Source organism: Cupriavidus sp. SK-3 (genome assembly GCF_000611145.1).
Lineage (GTDB): Bacteria > Pseudomonadota > Gammaproteobacteria > Burkholderiales > Burkholderiaceae > Cupriavidus.
Genome location: NZ_JFJV02000262.1, coordinates 31,049 through 50,293 on the forward strand (window position 1 = coordinate 31,049; position 19,245 = coordinate 50,293).

Annotated in this window: 18 protein-coding genes; 6 read left to right on the top strand and 12 right to left on the bottom strand. The window is 64.6% G+C overall.

The window, feature by feature from the left end:
- Nucleotides 1-50: 50 nt before the first annotated feature.
- A complete protein-coding gene (locus CF70_RS27805) occupies nucleotides 51-2,279 on the top strand; it encodes a TonB-dependent receptor (RefSeq protein ID WP_081862391.1) in 2,229 nt (742 codons plus the stop codon).
- A gap of 484 nt (nucleotides 2,280-2,763) precedes the next feature.
- Entirely contained in the window at nucleotides 2,764-4,695 is a 1,932-nt protein-coding gene (locus CF70_RS27810) for a TonB-dependent receptor (RefSeq protein WP_081862394.1), read from the top strand.
- 25 nt (nucleotides 4,696-4,720) lie between these two features.
- On the opposite strand, the gene bfr is transcribed toward CF70_RS27810, so the two are convergent.
- Nucleotides 4,721-5,197 (bottom strand): bacterioferritin, encoded by a 477-nt coding sequence (gene bfr, locus CF70_RS27815; protein WP_035872779.1) that lies wholly within the window; start codon nucleotides 5,195-5,197, stop codon nucleotides 4,721-4,723.
- Between the two features lie 345 nt (nucleotides 5,198-5,542).
- On the opposite strand from bfr, the gene CF70_RS27820 reads away from it, so the two are divergent.
- Nucleotides 5,543-5,767, top strand: coding sequence for a LuxR C-terminal-related transcriptional regulator (locus tag CF70_RS27820; RefSeq protein WP_235185234.1), 225 nt, complete (start codon nucleotides 5,543-5,545; stop codon nucleotides 5,765-5,767).
- A 108-nt stretch (nucleotides 5,768-5,875) separates the two neighbouring features.
- On the opposite strand, the gene CF70_RS27825 is transcribed toward CF70_RS27820, so the two are convergent.
- The 4 genes from CF70_RS27825 to CF70_RS27840 all read right to left on the bottom strand — a co-directional run bounded on the left by CF70_RS27825 (nucleotide 5,876) and on the right by CF70_RS27840 (nucleotide 8,681).
- The gene (locus CF70_RS27825; RefSeq protein ID WP_035872781.1) at nucleotides 5,876-6,223 is read right to left on the bottom strand and encodes a cupredoxin domain-containing protein; all 348 of its coding nucleotides are present in this window, start codon (nucleotides 6,221-6,223) and stop codon (nucleotides 5,876-5,878) included.
- Nucleotides 6,224-6,259: 36 nt separating this feature from the next.
- Nucleotides 6,260-7,204: a metallophosphoesterase family protein gene (locus tag CF70_RS27830; protein ID WP_035872783.1), complete on the bottom strand. Its 945-nt coding sequence runs from the start codon at nucleotides 7,202-7,204 to the stop codon at nucleotides 6,260-6,262.
- A 152-nt stretch (nucleotides 7,205-7,356) separates the two neighbouring features.
- The gene (locus tag CF70_RS27835) at nucleotides 7,357-8,142 is read right to left on the bottom strand and encodes an anti-sigma factor family protein (RefSeq protein WP_035872785.1); all 786 of its coding nucleotides are present in this window, start codon (nucleotides 8,140-8,142) and stop codon (nucleotides 7,357-7,359) included.
- The gene (locus CF70_RS27840) at nucleotides 8,142-8,681 is read right to left on the bottom strand and encodes a sigma-70 family RNA polymerase sigma factor (RefSeq protein ID WP_035872787.1); all 540 of its coding nucleotides are present in this window, start codon (nucleotides 8,679-8,681) and stop codon (nucleotides 8,142-8,144) included. The genes CF70_RS27835 and CF70_RS27840 overlap by 1 nt, the downstream gene beginning before the upstream one ends.
- Nucleotides 8,682-8,989: 308 nt before the next feature.
- Between CF70_RS27840 and CF70_RS27845 the strand changes: the two genes are divergently transcribed.
- Nucleotides 8,990-9,727 carry a hypothetical protein gene (locus CF70_RS27845; protein WP_035872793.1) on the top strand — a complete coding sequence of 246 codons (738 nt, stop codon included), beginning with the start codon at nucleotides 8,990-8,992 and terminating at the stop codon, nucleotides 9,725-9,727.
- A 261-nt stretch (nucleotides 9,728-9,988) separates the two neighbouring features.
- Here CF70_RS27845 and CF70_RS27855 read toward each other — a convergent pair whose 3' ends face one another.
- Entirely contained in the window at nucleotides 9,989-10,333 is a 345-nt protein-coding gene (locus CF70_RS27855) for a DUF4148 domain-containing protein (RefSeq protein WP_051649122.1), read from the bottom strand.
- Nucleotides 10,334-10,719: 386 nt separating this feature from the next.
- Here CF70_RS27855 and CF70_RS27860 point away from each other — a divergent pair, with 386 nt between their 5' ends.
- Together CF70_RS27860 and CF70_RS27865 are read left to right on the top strand one after the other, a co-directional pair.
- Entirely contained in the window at nucleotides 10,720-10,938 is a 219-nt protein-coding gene (locus CF70_RS27860; protein ID WP_035872797.1) for a hypothetical protein, read from the top strand.
- A gap of 417 nt (nucleotides 10,939-11,355) precedes the next feature.
- A complete protein-coding gene (locus tag CF70_RS27865; protein WP_235185235.1) occupies nucleotides 11,356-12,840 on the top strand; it encodes an adenylate/guanylate cyclase domain-containing protein in 1,485 nt (494 codons plus the stop codon).
- A 159-nt stretch (nucleotides 12,841-12,999) separates the two neighbouring features.
- On the opposite strand, the gene CF70_RS27870 is transcribed toward CF70_RS27865, so the two are convergent.
- From CF70_RS27870 to CF70_RS27895, 6 genes are read right to left on the bottom strand one after another with little or no spacing between them, the layout of a single operon-like run.
- Entirely contained in the window at nucleotides 13,000-13,824 is an 825-nt protein-coding gene (locus CF70_RS27870) for an SDR family NAD(P)-dependent oxidoreductase (protein WP_035872803.1), read from the bottom strand.
- Between the two features lie 44 nt (nucleotides 13,825-13,868).
- Nucleotides 13,869-14,303 (bottom strand): MaoC family dehydratase, encoded by a 435-nt coding sequence (locus CF70_RS27875; RefSeq protein ID WP_035872806.1) that lies wholly within the window; start codon nucleotides 14,301-14,303, stop codon nucleotides 13,869-13,871.
- Nucleotides 14,304-14,317: 14 nt separating this feature from the next.
- On the bottom strand, nucleotides 14,318-14,758 hold the full coding sequence (locus tag CF70_RS27880) for a MaoC family dehydratase N-terminal domain-containing protein (RefSeq protein ID WP_035872811.1): 441 nt from the start codon (nucleotides 14,756-14,758) through the stop codon (nucleotides 14,318-14,320).
- A 40-nt stretch (nucleotides 14,759-14,798) separates the two neighbouring features.
- Nucleotides 14,799-15,986 carry a lipid-transfer protein gene (locus CF70_RS27885; protein ID WP_035872820.1) on the bottom strand — a complete coding sequence of 396 codons (1,188 nt, stop codon included), beginning with the start codon at nucleotides 15,984-15,986 and terminating at the stop codon, nucleotides 14,799-14,801.
- Between the two features lie 47 nt (nucleotides 15,987-16,033).
- Nucleotides 16,034-17,173, bottom strand: coding sequence for an acyl-CoA dehydrogenase family protein (locus CF70_RS27890; RefSeq protein ID WP_035872826.1), 1,140 nt, complete (start codon nucleotides 17,171-17,173; stop codon nucleotides 16,034-16,036).
- 40 nt (nucleotides 17,174-17,213) lie between these two features.
- Nucleotides 17,214-19,103 (bottom strand): feruloyl-CoA synthase, encoded by a 1,890-nt coding sequence (locus tag CF70_RS27895; protein WP_035872835.1) that lies wholly within the window; start codon nucleotides 19,101-19,103, stop codon nucleotides 17,214-17,216.
- Nucleotides 19,104-19,245: the final 142 nt, after the last annotated feature.

Genomic DNA, 19,245 nt, shown 5'->3' on the forward strand with positions numbered 1-19,245 from the left:
GCCTACTGCGTAGGAACTTCAAACACCACGCTGCCGGAGAAGAGAATCTGATGTCTGCAACACGCCATGCCACAGCCACTGCCACCGTCATTGCCACAGCGCGCCCACCCCGGCTCAAGCCGTTCGCGGTCGCGCTGCACCACGCCTTCGTCTGCCTTGCCTTGGGCGCGAGCATGGCGCCGCTCGCAGTGAGGGCGCAATCGCAGCCAGCGGCCCAGGACACCACGGCCACGCTGCCGGCGGTGACCGTCACCGCCGCCACCGAAGCGCCGGGCGATCTGCCGCAGGCTTATGCGGGCGGCCAGGTGGCGCGCGGCGGCCGCCTCGGGCTGCTGGGCAACAAGGGCGTGATGGATACGCCGTTTGCCGTCACCAACTACACCGCCCAGCGGATCGAGGACCAGCAGGCCGTCACGCTGGCCGAGGTACTGAACAGCGATCCTTCCGTCCGCTTTACCGGCCAGGTCGGCGGCGTGACCGACTCCTTCTTTATCCGCGGCTTCCCGATCAACGAGGGCAACCTGTCCGAGATCGCGTTCGACGGCGTCTATGGCGTTTCACCGAACTACCACCTGTTCACCGAGTACCTGGAGCGGGTCGAGGTGCTGAAGGGGCCGGCCGCCTTGCTGTACGGCATGTCGCCCAACAGCGGCGTGGGCGGCGTGGTCAACGTCGTGCCCAAGCGGGCGCTGGCGCAGGACCTGACGCGCTTTACCCTCGACTATGCCTCCGATGCGCAGGTGGGCGGCGCGGTCGACCTGAGCCGCCGCTTCGGCAGCGAGCGGGAGTGGGGCATCCGATTCAACGGCCTGCACCGCCAGGGACCGACCGCGCTCGACAACCAGAAGTCGCGCGCCGAAGTGGCGGCGTTGTCCCTGGACTATCACGGCGATCGCCTGCGTGCGTCGCTCGACGTGATCGAGCAATACCAGTGGGTCGATGCGCCGACGCGTCCCTTCCTGGTCGCGGCCGGCTTGCAGGTACCATCCGCGCCGGACGGCCGGCGCAATGTCAGCCAGCCCTGGGGCTGGTGGAAGTCCAATGATGTCTCGACGCTGCTGCACGCGGAATACGATGTCACCGACAACGTGACCGTATTTGCCGATGCCGGCGGCACCCGTTCCGATGTGGCGCGCCTGTCGGACCAGACGCCGACCATCCTGAATGCGGCTGGCGCCACCTCGTCGGCCGTGCAGAACTGGAAGTTCCAGGTCAACCGGTCGAGCTTCGATACCGGCGTCAGGAGCAAGTTCGAGACCGGCCCCGTCAGGCACGCACTGGCGTTGCAGGCGAACCTGTATATGGACCGTATCGCCAATGCCAATGTCTCCGGCACGCCCGTCACGTCGAACATCTACGCCCCCGTCGACCGGCCGGCGCAGGACATCGCCCCGCCGCAACGGGTGCCCAAGGTCTCCGACTCCACGCTGTCGGGCCTGTCGCTGGCCGACACCTTGAGCGTGCTCGACGACCGCGTGCAGTTGACCCTTGGCTTGCGCTACCAGCAGGTCAAGTCGAGCAACTACGCCGCCACCGGCGCAAAGACATCCGCATACGACGAGAGCGCCGTTACGCCGCTGGCCGGCATCGTCTTCAAGCCCTGGCAAAACGTGTCCCTGTATGCGAACTACGTCGAGGGGCTGAGCAAGGGCGACATCGCACCGGCCACGGCGTCGAACGCGGGGCAGGTCTTCGCGCCGTACAAGACCAAGCAACAGGAGGTAGGCGTCAAGTATGACTCGGGCAAGGTGATGGCGACGCTGGCGGCCTTCCGCATGACCAAGCCGAGCGGCCAGCTGTTCGGCACGGTCTACGCCATCGACAGCGAGCAGCGCAACCAGGGCCTGGAGCTGACGCTGTCGGGCCAGGCCTACAAGGGCGTGCGCCTGCTCGGCGGCGTGACCCTGCTCGACGGGGAACTGACCAGGACCAACAGCGCGGCCACACGCGGCAACCGCCCGGTGGGCGTGCCCACCGTGATGGCTAACCTGGGCACGGAATGGGACCTGCCGTGGGTGCCCGGCCTGACCCTGACGGGGGCGGTCAACTACACCGGCAGCGAATACGTCAACCAGGCGAACACGCAGCAGGTGCCGTCGTGGACCACGGTCGACCTGGGCGCGCGCTACAAGACATCGCTGTACGGCAAATCCACCACCTTCCGCGCGGGCTTGTTCAATGCCTTCAACCGCAAGTACTGGTCGGGGGTGGCATCGTACGGCACGATTTCGCTGGGCGCGCCGCGTACCTTCATGGCGTCCATGAGTGTGGACTTCTAAGCCGTTGCGCGTCCGATACCGCGCGCTTGCCGGCGCTCTCGCCTGTATTGCACTGTGGGTGGCCATGCCGTCGCCCACCGCGCGCGCGCAGGCGCCGGGCGTTGGCCAGGCGCGGTCCTTCGCCATCGCGCCCGGCCCGCTCCATGCGGTGCTCAACCGCTTCGCCAGCGCCGCCGGCATCGATCTTTCCTACGATGCCGCGCTGCTCGGCGCAGCCCAAAGCCCGGGATTGCAAGGCAGCCATACGGTGCCCGAGGGGCTGAAAACGCTGCTGGCGGGCACCGGGCTGGATGCGGTGGCGCTGCCGGGCGGCGGCTTCGCCGTGCGCAAGGCGCGGGAGGGCGCTCGCACCGAGGCCGTGCCAGTGCTGCCCGCCGTGACCATCACCGGTACGCCCCCGGCCGCGGGCGAATTGCCGCAGCCCTTCGCGGACGGCCAGCTCGCGCGCGGCGTCCGGCTGGGGATGCTCGGCAACACGGACATCATGGACGCGCCGTTCAGCGTCACCAGCTACACCGCCAGGGCGATCGAGGACCAGCAGGCGCGCACGGTAGGCGATGTGCTGGCCAACGATGCGTCGGTGCGCTTTGTCAGCCAGCCCGGCGGCATCCTGGATGCCTTTACGATCCGGGGCTTTCCCGTTGGCAACGGCAATTTCGGGGAGATTGCCCTGGATGGCCTGTATGGCGTGGCCTCCAACTACCGGGTGTTGACCGGCTATGTCGAGCGCGTCGAGCTGATCAAGGGCCCGACCGCCATGCTGATCGGCATGGCGCCGAGCGGGAGCGTCGGCGGCGGCATCAACATCGTCCCCAAGCGGGCCGCCGCGGAGGACCTGACGCAGGTCACGGCCGACTATGCCGCGGCGTCGCAGCTTGGCGGCAACGTTGACCTGAGCCGGCGGCTTGGCGCCGGGCGCCAGTTCGGCATCCGCCTTAACGGGAGCTATCGGGCAGGGGATACCAGCCTGGACAACCAGTCGCGCAATGCCGGGGCCGGCGCGCTGGCGCTGGATTACCAGGGCGAGCGCCTGCGCGCGACACTGGACTTCATCGGCCAGCGGGAGAGGATCAACGCGCCGTCGCGGCTTCTGCACATTGTCCCCGGCATCGCCGTACCCGGCGCACCGGATGGCCGGCGCAATATCACGCAGCCCTGGGAACACTCCAGCATCGGCGACCAGTCGCTGCTGTTGCGGGCGGAGTACGACATCAGCGACAAGCTGGCCTGGTTCGTGGACGGTGGCGGTGGCCGTACCCGGGTTGCCAGGCTCTTTGCCATCACGCCCACCATCGTCAACGAGGCCGGCGATGTTGCCGTGTCGGACACGAACTACAAGTTCAACGTTGCCCGGGCCACGGCGGATACCGGCCTGCGGGCCCGCTTCGATACCGGGCCGCTCAGCCATCGCCTGAGCCTGGTCGCCAGCGGCTACCGGGACCAGCTCGAGCGAGGCTTCAATCATGCGTCCACGAGCGCGCTGACCAACCTTTACCATCCGCTATCCCTACCCGCGCAGTACATCCTGGAGCCCGCCAGCGTACCGAAGGTATCCGAGACCCGGCTGAACGGCGTGGCCGTGGCCGATACGCTGTCGCTGCTGGACAAGCGGTTGCAGGCGACGCTGGGCGTGCGTTACCAGCAGGTCAGGTCGGAGAACTTCGGCACGGCCGGCGCCGTCACGTCGCGCTATGACGAGGAGGCAGTGACACCGATGCTCGGCCTGGTGGTGAAGCCCTGGCAGCACGTCTCCCTGTACGCCAACCGCATCGAAGGACTGAGCAAGGGCGACACCGCGCCCTCCAGCGCCAGCAATGCGGGCGAGGTATTCGCGCCCTACAAGTCGACCCAGTATGAAGCCGGCGTCAAGGTGGAGCGGGGAGGCATGATCGCGACTGTCAGCGCGTTCCAGATCACCAAACCGGGTGGCCAGATGTCCGGCACGCTGTTCACCGCCAGCGGCGAGCAGCGCAACCGCGGGCTGGAGTTCGGCCTGTACGGCGAGGCGGCGGCAGGGGTGCGACTGCTCGCCAGCGCCACCGTGCTCGACGCCAGGCTCACCCGGACCGGCAGCGCCGATACGGAGGGCAAGACCGCCACTGGCGCGCCCCGGCTGCAAGCCAATCTTGGCGCCGAATGGGATGCCGCGTTCGCGCCGGGCCTGACGCTGAGCGGCAGCCTGGTCTACACCGGGCCCCAGTATGTGGACCAGGCCAATACGCAGCGCATTCCGCAGTGGACCCGCGTGGATCTCGGCGCGCGCTACCAGACCACGCTGGCTCGCCGGCAGACCACCTTGCGGCTTAATGTCCGCAACGTCTTCGACCAGCGCTACTGGGCCGCGGTCGATGCATTCGGCGGCGTGGCGATTGGCGAGCCGCGAACGCTGCTGTTGTCGGCGACGATGCGTTTCTGAGGCGCGGCGCCGCCGGCTCCCGGAATCAGGCGGGGGACCCCATCGCGGATTGCAGATAGTTTTGCAGGCCGACCTTTGCCACCAGCTCGATTTGCGTCTGGAGCCAGTCAATGTGCTCTTCGGTGTCATCGAGAATCCCGACGACTATCTCGCGCGACACGTAATCGCCCACGGATTCGAAGTACTTGATGGCTTCCTTGCAACTGGCTTGGGAAACAAGTTCCAGTTTCAGGTCGCAACCCAGCATTTCCTCGGTGTTCTCTCCCAGCAGCAGTTTGTCGAGATCCTGCAGGTTCGGCAGCCCGTCGAGCATCAGGATGCGTTCGATGAGCTTGTCGGCATGCTTCATCTCTTCGATCGACTCGGCGTACTCGTGCTTGCCCAGCGCACTCAAGCCCCAGTGCCGGTACATGCGGGCGTGCAGGAAATACTGGTTGATCGCTGTCAATTCATGCTTGAGCTGGCCATTGAGAAGCTGAAGAACCTTCTTGTCGGTTTTCATGGTATTGATTCCCAATTACATATTTATAAAACCAGTCATTGAATGAAAAATAATAATTTCATTGGTTGAAAAGGCAAGGTGGCAATTATGTATCCTTTCCGTATTCCGATTTGGATTGTAATTGATTATTGTTTTTATTTTCATTCGAAAGGATGCGAAATTGGGGGTGGCGTGTGCTGCATTTTCGGTCCGGGTTGGTGCCGGCCCGCGAGGACATGCTTTGCCCTTTAATAAAGACATGTGAGCCGCAGCTTGTATGTCTGAAGGCGCTTTCCGGACCTGCCGCATCGGCGCAACACATCACATTGCCTTTCGCCTATGTGCGAAAGCGCACTAACGGATCTCGTGGAGCAGTCCGAAGCCTGGAAGCTGACGCCGGCGGAGAAGGACGTGGTGCTGCTGCTGGTCAAGGGACTATCGCTGGAGGAGATCGCGGGCTTGCGCGAGAGCCGCGCGAAGACGGTGCGGCAGCATGCCGCCAACGTCTACGCCAAAGCGCAGCTCGAAGGCCGGCACCAGCTTGCCGCCTACTTCCTCGAGGACCTGATGGCGCCCGCCGCCGTGGGCTGAGATCGCGCCTGGGCCGTGGCCGGCCCCTCAGCGCGAGCTGATTTCGACTGCACCGTTCTCCCGGCGCGCCATTGCGGCGGGCAGGATGTCGCTCAATGCATACCGGACCTACTGGACGGTGATTGTCGCCTTCATGTTCGGGTGTATGCCGCAGAAGATCTTGTAGACCCCCGGTTTGTCGAACTTGAACTTGTAGGTGTCGTTTTGATCGAGCGCGCCGGAGCGGAACAGGCCGGCGTCGTCGACAATCGTGTGGGGTTCGCCATCGAGGTTTTTCCAGGTCACGGTCGAGCCGGCTTTGATGGTAAGCGACATCGGCGAGAACATGAAATTCTTCACAACGATGACATTGGTCTCCTGCGCTTGCGCGACGGAGAAGCCGGAAACCGATGCTGCCATGAGCATCCCGGCCCCGAGGGGGACGACGAGGGCGCGTCGAAGCATAGTCGTTAGCATGATTTGGGTCCTGGTGGGTGAGCAGTGCGTGGCAAGTCAGGCCAGCGTCGTATCGGCAAGCGTCGCCTGGAACGGGTGGCGCAGGATCTTGATGCTGGTCACGCCGAGCATCCTGGGAAGCTGATCGCCCGGTACCGTCAGCGGCATGGGTCCGGGTCCATCGCCGGCGGCCGGTTGCGGATAGGCGGTCGAGCGCGCTGTGTGGAAGGTGATATTGCCTTCCACCTTTGAGACGATCTGGTGGATATGGCCGTTCAGGACAGTGACCGAACCGAAGCGCTTCAGATAGCGCATCGCCTCGCCGGCATCGCCGGTGCCCCAGCCCCACGGTTGGTAGATCGTCCACATCGGCATGTGCGCGAAGATGACGATCGGCGTGCTGGACGAGCGGCCTTTCAGGTCGGCCTGCAACCAGGCAAGCTGGTCGTCGCCCAGTCCCCCCAAACCGTTCGGCTTGAAATGCATCACGTTGACCAGCCCGATAAAGTGGACGCCGCTGTGGTCGAAACTGTAGTAGCCCTTATTGCCGGAGGCATGGCCGAAACGGCTGAAGTACTCTGTCCCGGGCCCATCGGTGACGTCATGCTCGCCGGGCACGGTATGCAATTCGGTGATATTCAGCCCCGACAGCAATTGGGCCGCGTGGTCGAATTCCTCCGCCTTGGAAAGATGCGTAATGTCTCCCGTGTGAATCGTCAGTGCAGGCTTGACCGGCATGGCATTGACGAAATCAATCGTCTGCCTGAGCGTACCTGCGACGTCGGGATTGGCTTCCTTGTTGAAGCCGATATGTGTGTCGCTGATCTGCAGGAAAAGAGGGACGCCCGCGGCAGCCGGCTGACCCTTCCCTGAGGCGGCAAGGGCCAGTTCCACCGGCGTGAGAACGCCGCCGGCCAGGACAAAGACGGTGCCCGCGCCACCGAAAGCGAGACACTTCAACGCGCCGCGGCGCGACGGATTGGATGGATGATCTGACGACATATTGCCCTCACGAGACAGGTTCGAGAGGTAGACCGCCGGACCATCCGACGGGCCTCCCGATTGGGTTCATGAGGAAGACCGCCGGGCCATCCGTTTTATTCCACCGTCTTGTTCCGCCGTTTTGTTCCGCCGTGAGCACCGCGCCGCGCAGGCTAGGAAGCGGGATGTGCGCGCAGGTCCGTGATGAAGCCGCTCAGTTCTGCTTCGCCGGCATCGGTGATCGCCCAGTAATTCATGCCCGCGGCACTCCAGTGGGCGAGGTGATAGCCCTGCTGCGCGTATATGCGAGGCGTGGCGCCCGCGTCGTTGCCCGGCCACACATAGAGATTGATCGGATGCAGCTTGTAGTGATAGACCATCACGGCGACCGCCCGCCCGTTCAGGTAATCCAGCCGCCCGCCGACCAGCGGATACCCCTGCTGCACAAGATCGACCACAGGTGGCGCAAAGTCCAGCTTGCCGTCAAACCACGGCTTGACCGTATGCCTGTCGGTTGAAATCACATCGGAGAGGTGATTGACCTGCAACGAGCGAATATGGTTATCCACGAGTTCCTGGGTCAGGCGCGTCTCGCTCGATGGCACCGAGAGGTACAGCCCCAAGCTCCAGGTCAGCGCGACCACGCTCATCAACATCGCGCCAGCCGGCGCCCAGGCCAGCGACCCGCCGCCGCTCCACCGGCCGAATCGCTCACCCAGCCGCTGCCAGAGCGTGCGGCGCACTGGCAGCGCAGCCTTGATGCGTTTCACCAGTTCCTGCGGCGCCTCTACACGCAAATCGGCCTGCCGCAGTTGCGCACTCACCTGGCGGTGTTGTGCATAGACCTGTTGGCACTGCTCGCAGTCGGCAAGATGGCGCTCGAATTCGAGCGCTTCGGACAGGCTCAACTCCTGGTCGAGATAGCCCGGCAGTAATTCGAACGCCTGTTTGTGATCCATCACGCCTCCTGATCCGTCGGGGCGAGCAGCGCCGCGAGTTGCTGGCGGCCTCGGCCCAGGCGAGACATCACCGTGCCTATCGGGATGCCCACGATGGTGGCGATTTCCTTGTACGACAAGTCTTCCAGTTCCCGCAGCACGACAACCTCCCGGTATTCCAGCCGCAAGCCATGCAACGCCTTGTGCACCCGCTTCTGGCTCTGGCTGCGTATAAGCATTGCTTCGGGACCCTCGTCATGGTCGGCGGTACTCGTCTCAAGGCTGTGCATGTCTTCCTCGAACATCATGGTTTCCGCTGCATGCCCCCGGTTCTGCTGATGCCAGGTGTAGAAGGTGTTGCGCACAATGCTCAATAGCCATGCACGGGCATCCTCGCCACGGAATCCGCCAAAAAACCGGAACGCGCGCAGGTACGCCTCCTGCACCACGTCCTGGGCATCCTGGTCGTTATGCGTCAGCCATCGCGCGACATTGAAAGCCGAGTTCATATGAGGCAATACAAGCGTCTCGAAGCGCTGCGCGGTGTCTGGATCGGCCATTGTGAAGTTTCTGCTGTAACCGCAATCCGTGACCGGCAGTGAGTTAACAACAGGACCGCCGGCATGCCATTTTTATTCCCGGAACCACCGCCTGAACTGGATCCCGTGTTGATTCTGCATAGGAAGCGCCGATCGTGTGATCGGTGCGCCTCCTGTGTCCGTCCTCTTCCCGGGCAGCCAGTTCCGCACCACCGACGATCCGCGCGAGCGCCGCAAGCGGATGACTGCGTGCAGAAGCGGGAATATCCGGCGACGGAACGGCGTCTACTCATTGTTGTGTATCAAGGGGATCGAAAGTGCAACCAACCATGCGCCGCTTGCAGCTCGGATCGGGCGTTGTGCTGCTGATCTACCTCTTTCTCCACCTGGCCAATCATGCGCTCGGGATCTGGTCGCTGGATCTTGCGGGGCGGGGTCTCGCGCTGGCTCTGCGGCTCTGGCATAGCGTGCCCGGAACGATCCTGCTGTACGGTTCGGCCTCCCTGCATTTTGCGCTGGCGCTGCGCACAGTCTACGGGCGCCACCACTGGACGCTGCCGGCCACCGAATGGATCCGCCTTTGGGCGGGACTCAGCCTCCCGCTGCTGCTTATCCGCCATGCGGTGGCGACCCGGCTCGCCGCCTCGCTCTATGGATTCGAACCGAACTATGAGCGAATCGTGATCCTGCTGATCACCAGCGGCACGCAAGGCTTGCAGGTTGCATTGCTCGCCCCGGGCTGGGTACACGGTTGTCTGGGGCTGTGGATCCGCCTGCGCCATCATGCGATGGTGCGCCGCGCCAGGCCTGCACTGCTCGCTCTGCTCGTGCTCCTGCCACTGCTGTCGGCGGCCGGCCTTGTCCGGATGACCCGGGCCGTCATGGCGAGCCGAGCTGTCCTCCCGGCGCCCGATCCGAAACTGGCCGCGCATCAGATCGCTCTCGATGCGTGGCGCCACAATCTCGTCATCCTCTACCTGCTGCTGATCACCGGCGCGTTCGTGGCCGGCCAGTTGCGCAACCGGCTTGCGCGTCGAAGATCGCAAAAGGCGTCGCTCAATGCCTGATTCACAGTGTCAAAAGATAACGTGCATGCAACGGAAAGACAGGCGATATGTCCACCCTAAGACTGGCTTCAGCGGACATTAGTTAACCAGGAGGTAGTAAAAGAGAAGGCCGATGGTGATGATGCCAACGGCATTCCAAAACTTGAACTGGTCGCGATTCATGATCCCATCCGATCTGGATTGGTACGAAACAAAAAGTCGTTCAATTGCCCTGCCAGCCGTATCCTCTTTCGAGAAACCGTGTGCGACCTGCGCCCGCAATCAAGGCATGGGCTTCGTCTGTGCGGTCTGGTTTTCATCAGTCTGTGTTGCCTGGTTTCCATGCATCAGCGCATTCCTCTGCGCTTGATGTTTGGCTTCCAGCCTTTGTTCCGCCGCTTGAATGTCGGCGGGGTAGTTACTATTGTCGCCTTGGGCAGGGGTGTAACCTACCGACTCCAATTCCTCGAGTTCATGCCGCACTTCCGCGCGAGTAATTTGATGCGTGCCGGGTTCGGGCGACGTTTGCGCGTATACACAAGCCGAGGTTGCCATCAACGCAGCGCTCACGATGAGCGAACCGCGCATGGGCAGCACGAAAAGCCGATTCAGCGAATTCGATTTCATGTCAATACTCCTTGATTGTTCGAGCGAGAGAAGCCCGCAATCGACTCGACTGCGCAGCATGACGCTCTGCATGGGTTAACCGCGGAGCCAGTCTTCTTATTCCCCAACTTCTTTCGCAGAAAAAATGCATCCGTGGCGCATCCGTGGCATCAGCAATAAGAGGACACAGGAGCACGAACCGGGGCACGGGAATTTCCCTTGGCCGGCAGCCGCGTCAACAACTGGAGCGGGAATAAAACGGGTGGCTGCGCGGTTCTACAAATGCACGGCGAACCAGTTCTCGGGATTGATCAACATCCCGGAAACCGGAAGCGAGTTGCGTGCCCAGGCGTAGCCTTCACGGCGATGCGCTTTGGAAGCTATCCCTACTGTATTTGGAGATCGTCATGAAAATCCTGATTTCGGCCGCTGTCGCGGCATTGGCTTCGTTCGCAGCGCTGGCCCAGCCGCCCGGCATCCCCGCAACCTCTGACAGCAACACCCATATCGCCGGGCCGCGCGATCCCTACACGGATGGCGCGAAAGCAGGCAGGTTCGACGTCTATTCCGACGGCGCAAGAATCACGGATCGGCGCGATCCGTTCACCGACGGCGCGCACGGCTAAGACGCTGCCAGAACCGCAGGCGGCGTAAATGAAAATAAAAAGGGCGGGGCTGCGGCCCGCCCTTATCGCGCCGGGGCCCGGAAATTGCCAAGGCCCTCAGGCGCTTGCACTACCCATTGGAAGTGATGCTAACCTAGCGTGCGCTCGGCAGTGTCAGCGCTTGGTGGCAAGCGCCGGCGCATCGGGATGCGTGGAGGGTAGAGCATGTCGCACTTTCCCTATCTTCAAAGGTTGCGGCCGGCCGGTGTGCGATCGGTCCGCCTTGCCACCGGACTGGTGCTGTTTACCTACGTGGGTACGCATCTCCTGAATCACTCGCTGGGGAATATCTCGCTCGCTTGGCTGGAGCGTGGCCTGCTTGTGCAGAAGTTCATCTGGCAGGGATGGCTTGGGACGGCTGTCCTGTACAGCGCGCTGGTGACGCATTTCTTCCTGGGTCTGTGGGCGCTGTATGAACGGCGCGCGTTGCATTGGACGCCGGGCGAGGTGGCGCAGCTCGTCCTCGGCTTGTGCATACCGCCGCTGCTAGCCAACCATATTGCGAATACGCGGATCGCCTTTGCCGAGTTTGGCCTGGACAAGGGTTACGCGCAGTTGCTGTACTCGTTCTGGATCGCTTCACCGTTCTTCGGCCGTGTGCAGTTGATGCTCCTGGTGGTCGCCTGGCTGCATGGGTGTTACGGCATCTGGTTCTGGTTGCGCTTGAAACCATGGTTTGGGGCGTGGCGGAGTGTGCTGCTGAGCGCCGCCGTGCTGCTCCCGGTGCTTGCGCTGCTAGGCTTCTTGCAGGGCGGACGGGAAGTGATCGCGCTGGCGCAGGATCCCGTCTGGCGTGCCGCGGCGACCCGCCCGGCGATCATCGGAACGGATTTGCAGAATCTCTGGCTCGCCGAACTGCGCAACGATTTTTTGCTCTTCGATGGGGGTGCGCTGCTGCTGGTGCTTGCGGCGCGGCTGGTGCGCACGGTGCGGGAGCGCCGGGGCGGGCGGCTCTGCATCCTGTATCCGGACGGGCGCAAGGTATTCGCGCCGCTCGGGTTTTCGGTGCTGGAGGCTAGCCGCATGGCCGGCGTTCCCCATGCCAGCACTTGCGGTGGCCGCGCCCGATGTACGTTGTGCCGGGTGCGGGTGCTAAGCGCCGTGCCGCTGCCCGCGCCGGCCGAGGCGGAGCGGCGCGTTCTGGAGCGGCTGGGAGCGGATTCGCAGACAGTGCGTCTAGCCTGCCAGTTGCGGCCGACCCATGCGCTCCGCGTGTGGCCACTGGTGCCTCCGGCCGCCTCCACGGCCTTCCTGCAGCGGCGCCAGCGGGACGTCATGCCACAAGAGCGATTCGCGGCGTTCATGTTCGTGGATATGCGGGATTCCACAAGGCTTGCGGCGGCACAACTACCGTTCGACAGCATCTTCATGGTCAGCCGCTTCCTGAGTGCGGTCTGCGCCGCGGTGGTCCAGGCGGGCGGTCTGCCAAACCAGTTCCTGGGAGACGCGGTGCTCGCGATCTTTGGCTTGCACAGCGAGCCAGCCGAGGCCTGTCGTCAGGCGCTCAGTGCCGTGCCGTTGGTCGCTGCCAATATTGACGAACTCAACGCCGCGCTCAAGCAGGAGTTGCAGGCGCCAATCCGCTTTGGCATCGGATTGCACTGCGGCCGGGCCATCATGGGCGAGATTGGTTTCCGCGAGCATGTCACGTTCACGGCGATTGGCGACCCGTTGAACGTGGCCTCGAGACTTGAGCAGTTGACAAAAGAGATCGCTTGCGAGGCGATCATCTCGGAACAGGTCTTCCAGCACGCCGGCGTTTCGGCCGCAGGCTTGCCGCAGCTTGCCGCACGCCTGCGAGGTCGCGATGACCCGGTGCCCGTCCGCGTGCTGTCCAAGGCGGCGCAGATGCCTCGGGCCTGACTAAGCATTGCACGCCACGCTCACCGCCGTCGATGCCAGGACGGAAGGGCGCGGCAGCGACTGGCATGCGTCCCTGGACTATAGGTGTGGCCAGCGCCAGCCCGAGGGCGATGCAAGGCCGGTCATCGCATCAGGCCCGATGACCGGCCGGCTTCCCTCTTACTGCACGTTACCTGCCACGGCGATGGTCTGGCCGGTGATGTAGTTCGAGTCCGGCGAGCAGAACAGGTACACGCCGCCAGCGGCTTCCTCCGGGGTGCCCCCACGGCCGAGCGGGTTGCGCTGGGCGTGCGCCTTCAGCAGTTCCGGATTCAGGCCGACGCGGATGTCGCGGCCCTCGATATTCACCGTCGCGCCGGCCTTGGCGTCGGCCGACGTCATGCGGGTGTGGATCAGGCCGAATGCCACGGCGTTCACGTTGACATTGAAGCGGCCCCATTCGCGGGCGAGCGCGCGGGTCATGCCGATCACGCCGGACTTGGCGCCGGAGTAGTTCAGCTGGCCGGCATTGCCGTTCAGGGCCGAGGTCGACGAGATGTTGACGATCTTGCGGTACACCTCGCGGCCGGCTTCCTTGTCGGCGGCGTGCAGTGCCTTGATGTGCGGATAGGCGGCGCGGATGATGCGGAAGGGCGCGGTCATGTGGCAGTCCAGGATGGCGTACCACTGCTCGTCGCTCATTTTCTGCACCACGTCGTCCCAGGTGAAGCCGGCGTTGTTGACGAGGATGTCGATGCTCTTGAAGTGGCTCATCGCCGTGTTGATGAAGCGATCGGCGAAGTCCGGCGCGGACACGTTGCCCACGCAGGCCACGGCCTCGACGCCCATCGCCTTCAGTTCTTCCACGGTCTGGTGCGCCGGTTCGGCATCCAGGTCGTTGATCACCAGGCGCGCGCCTTCGCTGGCCAGGCGCTTGGCAATCGCGTTGCCGATACCACGGCCGGAACCGGTGACCAGTGCCACCTTGCCGTCAAGTGTTCCCATGTCTTATCTCCTGAATTTACTGAATTTGCTGAACTTGCATGGGGTTACAGGGCGACGACCGCGTCGCCCAGGATCTTGGTTTCGCCATATTGGTTGGCGGTCTGGATTTCCAGCTTGATGCGCTTCTCGCCGTTCACTTCCAGCTTTTCCGCCACGCGGCCGCTGCACGTGATGCGGTGGCCGAGATGCGTGATGCCGACAAAGCGCACGCCGAACTGGCGCAACTGCCGCTGGTCAACCCACAGCGTGAGCAGGCGGCCCAGATAGGCCATCGACAGCATCCCGTGCGCGAACACGTCGGGCATGCCGGCCTTGCGCGCGAAGTCGGTATCGATATGGATCGCGTTGTGATCGTTCGAGGCGCCGGCAAACAGCGCCAGCGTGGTGCGGTTGATCGGCTCCAGCGTCAGCGGGGGCAGGGTGTCGCCGACCTGGATCTGCTCAAAGCTCAAATTGCTCGGATTGCTCGGATTGCTCATTGGGGTTCTCCGGTTCAGCCGTTGCGCTGCACGAGTACGCTGCGCAGGTCGGCCACATGTTCGCCGTCCTGGTTGGTCACGCGTGTCTCGCGTACCAGGAAGTCCAGCGCGCCGCCTTTCTTCTCGTAGATGTCGGTGATACGCGTTTGCAGGTGCAGCGTGTCGCCCGCATAGGCCATGCGGTGGTAGGTGAAGGACTGTTCGCCGTGCAGGATGCGCTCGACCTTGATGCCGAGTTCGTCGCGCCAGGCGCTGGGCGGCTGCACCAGTTCCAGCGAAAAGAGGAAGGTGGGCGGCAGCGGCAGGCCGGGGTGGCCGGCGTCGCGCGCGGCGGCTTCGTCGAGATAGATCGCCCTGGTCTCGCCGGTGGCCTTGGCGAAGAAGCGCAACTGGCTGGCGGCGGCGGTGGTGCGGAAATCCGCAATCACCTTGCCGATGAATTTCTTGTCGATCATGGGAAAGACTCCGTCGGGTAGCGTTCGGTAATCTGCGCAATCAGGCGTGCTTCTTGTAGACCGTGACAACGCACGCGCCGCCCAGCCCCAGGTTGTGCGCCAGCGCCACCTTTGCGCCCTCGACCTGGCGCTGCTCCGCCGTGCCGCGGATCTGGTGCGTCAGCTCGTAGCACTGGGCCAGGCCCGTGGCGCCGAGCGGGTGGCCCTTGGACAGCAGGCCGCCGGACGGGTTGACGACCCAGCGGCCACCGTAGGTGTTATCGCCGTCGTTGACCAGCTTCTCCGCGCCGCCTTCTTCGCACAGGCCCAGGCCTTCGTAGGTCAGCAGTTCGTTTTGCGCGAAGCAGTCGTGCAGCTCGATCACATCGACATCCTCGGGGCCGATGCCGGCCTGCTCATAGACGCTTTGCGATGCCGAGCGCGTCATGTCGAAGCCGACCACGCGGATCATGTCCTTGCTGTCGTAGGTGCTGGGAGTGTCGGTGGTCAGTGCCTGGCCGGCGATCAGCACGTCGGTGCGCAGGCCGCGCTTGCGGGCAAATTCTTCCGAGACCACGATGGCGGCGGCGCCGCCGCAGGTCGGGGGGCAGGCCATCAGGCGCGTCAGCACGCCATCCCATAGCATCGGCGAGGCCAGCACGTCTTCCGGCGTGACGATGTTGCGGAACACGGCGAGCGGGTTGCGCGCGGCGTGCTGGCTGGCCTTGGCGCGGATCTTGGCGAAGGTCTCCAGCCTGGTGCCGTACCTGGTCATGTGCGCACGGCCCGCGCCGGCGAACTGGCGGATGGCGCTGGGCAGGTCGGTACGGTCGACCAGTTCGTTGACCAGGTTCAGCGCGCGCTCCAGCGCCGGTGCGCGGTCGCTCCACTTGGAGCTGAGCGCGCCCGGCTGCATGAACTCGAAGCCCACCGCCAGCGCGCAGTCCACCGCGCCGCTCTGCACCGCCTGGCGTGCCAGGAACAGTGCCGACGAGCCGGTGGCGCAGTTGTTGTTGACGTTGATGACCGGGATGCCGGTCATGCCAGCATGGTAAAGCGCCTTCTGGCCGCAGGTGGAATCGCCGTAGACGTAGCCGGCGTAAGCCTGCTGCACGTCGGCGTAATCGATGCCCGCATCCTCCAGCGCCTGGCGCACCGCGTGCGCGCCCATCATGTCATAGGTTTCGCTGGTGCCCGGCTTCTTGAACGGGATCATGCCGACGCCGGCGACGAATACTTTACGAGTCATGTCATTCTTCCTTCGGATTGCGGTGGTGTTTACGATGACGATACGAATTACATCTTTCGCGAGATCAGGTCGCGCATGACCTCGCTGGTGCCGCCGTAGATCCGTGTGACGCGGGAGTCGGCAAAGGCGCGCGCCACCGGGTACTCCAGCATGTAGCCGTAGCCGCCGTGCAGCTGCACCATTTCGTCCAGTGCCTTGCCCAGGGCTTCCGTGGCATAAAGCTTGGCGATGGCGGCTTCTTCCAGCGTCAGGCGGCGGCGCACGTGCTCGGCGAGGTAGTGATCGACCATCAGGCGCACGGCCACGGCTTGCGCCTTGATGTCGGCCAGCTTGAACTTGGTGTTCTGGAAGTCCCACACGGTCTGGTTGAAGGCCTTGCGCTCCTTCACATAGTTGATGGTGTGTTCCAGGCAGACTTCCAGCTTGGCGGCGGCGCTCACGGCGATGCTCAGGCGCTCCTGCGGCAGTTCGCCCATCAGGTAGGCGAAGCCCTTGCCTTCCTCGCCCAGGCGGTTGCCCACCGGCACGCGCACGTTGTCGAAGAAGAGTTCGGCAGTGTCCTGCGCGTGCTGGCCCACCTTGTCGAGCTTGCGGCCGCGGCGGAAGCCTTCGCGGTCGGCTTCCACCACGATCAGGCTGACACCCTTGGAGCCGGCGCCGGGATCGGTCTTGCACACCATGATGATCAGGTCGGCATTCAGGCCGTTGCTGATGAAGGTCTTGCTGCCGTTGATCACGTATTCGTCGCCCTCGCGCACGGCGGTGGTACGCACGGCCTTGAGGTCGCTGCCGGTGCCCGGTTCGGTCATGCCGATGGCAAGGATGGCCTCGCCGGAGCAGACCTTGGGCAGCCAGCGTTGCTTCTGCTCCTCGCTGCCGATGCGGTTGATATACGGGGCAATGATGTCGGAGTGCACGCCAAAGCCAGGGCCGCTGACGCCGGCGCGCGCGACTTCCTCGTTGAAGATCGCGCAGTGGCCGAAGTCGCCGCCGCCGCCGCCGTACTCGGTCGGCAGCGTGATGCACAGCAGGCCCTCGCGGCCGGCCTTGAGCCAGGTTTCACGGTCGACCACGCCAGCCTTGTCCCAGGCGGCCTGGCGCGGAACGCATTCGCGTTCGAGGAAGCGGCGCACGGTGGTGCGGAACATTTCGTGGTCGTCGCGGAAGACGGTCCGGGTGACTTGCATGTGAAGCTCCGATAGAAAGGGTGAAGGCTTTGGTCCGCTCTTAGCGTACGCAGGCGACGTGTGCAGCGGGTTCGGGGTGGAATAGCTGATCGACCAGGTGCGCGCGGCGCGCGCGGGTGGTCGCCTGGTTGACGTAGCCCTTTTCGGCCATCTCGTTGGCGTCGATCGAAGGTGGCTCGGCCATCAGCAGCACGCGTTGCACGCTCAGGCTGGCGCCGTCCTTGGCCTGGGCGCGCAGGCGTTCGCATAGCGCATTCACCACCAGCGGGTGCCGCACCAGCGCTTCGGCGTCCAGTTCGGCCAGTTCCGGGGCCAGCGCACGGCAGGCGGCGAGGTTGGGCCAGGCCAGCGCGGCGAGGTAGTTGTGATCGTGGCCGCAGATGACGGCATCGGTAATCAGCGGCGCGCATCGATCGATCAGCGCCAGGCGCACGGCGCCGGTGCGTACCCAGGTGCCGTTGGCCAGCTTGAAGTCCTCGACCACGCGCCCGGCGAACACCAGGCCGCGGGCCGGATCGGCGGGATCGGCCAGGCGCACGGCGTCGCCCAGGCAGAAATAGCCCTCATCGTCGAAGGCAGCGGCGGTGAGGTCGGGGCGCTTGACGTAGCCGGAAAAAAGGAAGGGGCCGCGCATGCGGATCTCGAAGCGCCCGTCGCCACCGTCCAGCGGCACCAGCTTGATCTCGGCGCCGGGCATCGGCACGCCGACATTGCCGACGTCGTCGGTGGCCCAGCCGCAGTACACGCCCATGGCGGTGGTTTCCGTGGAGCCCAGGCCGGAGCAGAAGACAATGTGTTCGCCCACCGTCTGTTCGGCCACACGCTGGATGCGCTGGAACACATCGCCCGGCAGGCTGGCGCCGCCATAGCCGAAGCTGACCGCATTGGCGAGCAGGCTGCGTGCCAGCACCGGGTCGCGTTCGAGTTCAGTGACCAGCGCGCTCCACGCGGACGGCACGCTGTTGAACATGGTGGGCGAGACTTCGCGCAGGTTGCGCACGGTGCGCTGGAACAGGCCGGGCAGGGGGCGGCCATCGTCGATGTAATGCGTGGCGCCCAGCACGATGGCGCGCGCGAAGTTGGTCACGCCGCCCAGGCCATGGTGCCAGGGCAGCCAGTCGAGGAACACCGGCTGCCGCTCGATCAGGGCGGCGAGGTTCTCCGCGTGATAGGACGTCACCGCGTTGAGATTGCTGTAGGCGGTGGCCACGCCCTTGGGGACACCGGTGGAACCCGAAGTGAACAGCACGCGCACCGTGTGCGTGGGACGGATGGCAGCGTGCGCGCTGGCCAGCGCGGCCAGCCGCGCCGGCGTCAGCTCGGTGGCTGCCAGGCCGCTCCAGGCGTGCTGGCCGGCGGCCGCGCCTTCCACGGCGATAACCGCCGCCTTGTAGCCTTCCAGGGCCGCGATGGCACGCTCGAAGGGCGCGGCCGATTGCACGAACAGTGCCGCGGGCGGCACCAGTTCCGCAACGCCCTTGAGACGCGCGAAATCGCGGCTGATGGTGGAGTAGGCGGGCGACACCGCCGCGGCGGGCACGCCCACGTACTCGGCGGCAAGCAGCACGACGGCCTGCTCGATGGAGTTGCCGGAAAGCAGCATCAGCGGGCGGTCTTGTCCGAGGCCGAGTTCCAGCAGCGCGGCGCCCACTGCCTGTACCTGGTGCCACAGTTCGGTCCAGGTGATTGTGCGCCAAGCGCCTTGTGCGTCGCGCTCGCGGAATGCGGCGTTGGTGCCGCGGCGCTCTGCCCAGTAGGGCAGGAAGTCGGCCATGCCTTGCTGGGGGATCTTGGTCGGCGGCGTCGCGCAGCGCAGCAGGAGCGTGCCGTCGGGGCGGTGCTCGATCAGGGTGCGGCGCTCGGGGAAGCAGACCGGGCGGTAGGGGTGATCGGTTGTGGCTGGCGGGCGCGTGGCCATTGGGGTGTTCATTGGGGCTGTCTCCTGGGCTGGATGCGGGTGGGGCGCGTCAGCAGGTTGCTTTTTTTGGGGTCCCGGGCCGTGGGTTTTGGTATGGCGTTACGGTAACGCCAAGAGGGGGTGGGATATAACCACCCGCGTTAGGTGGCTTTGT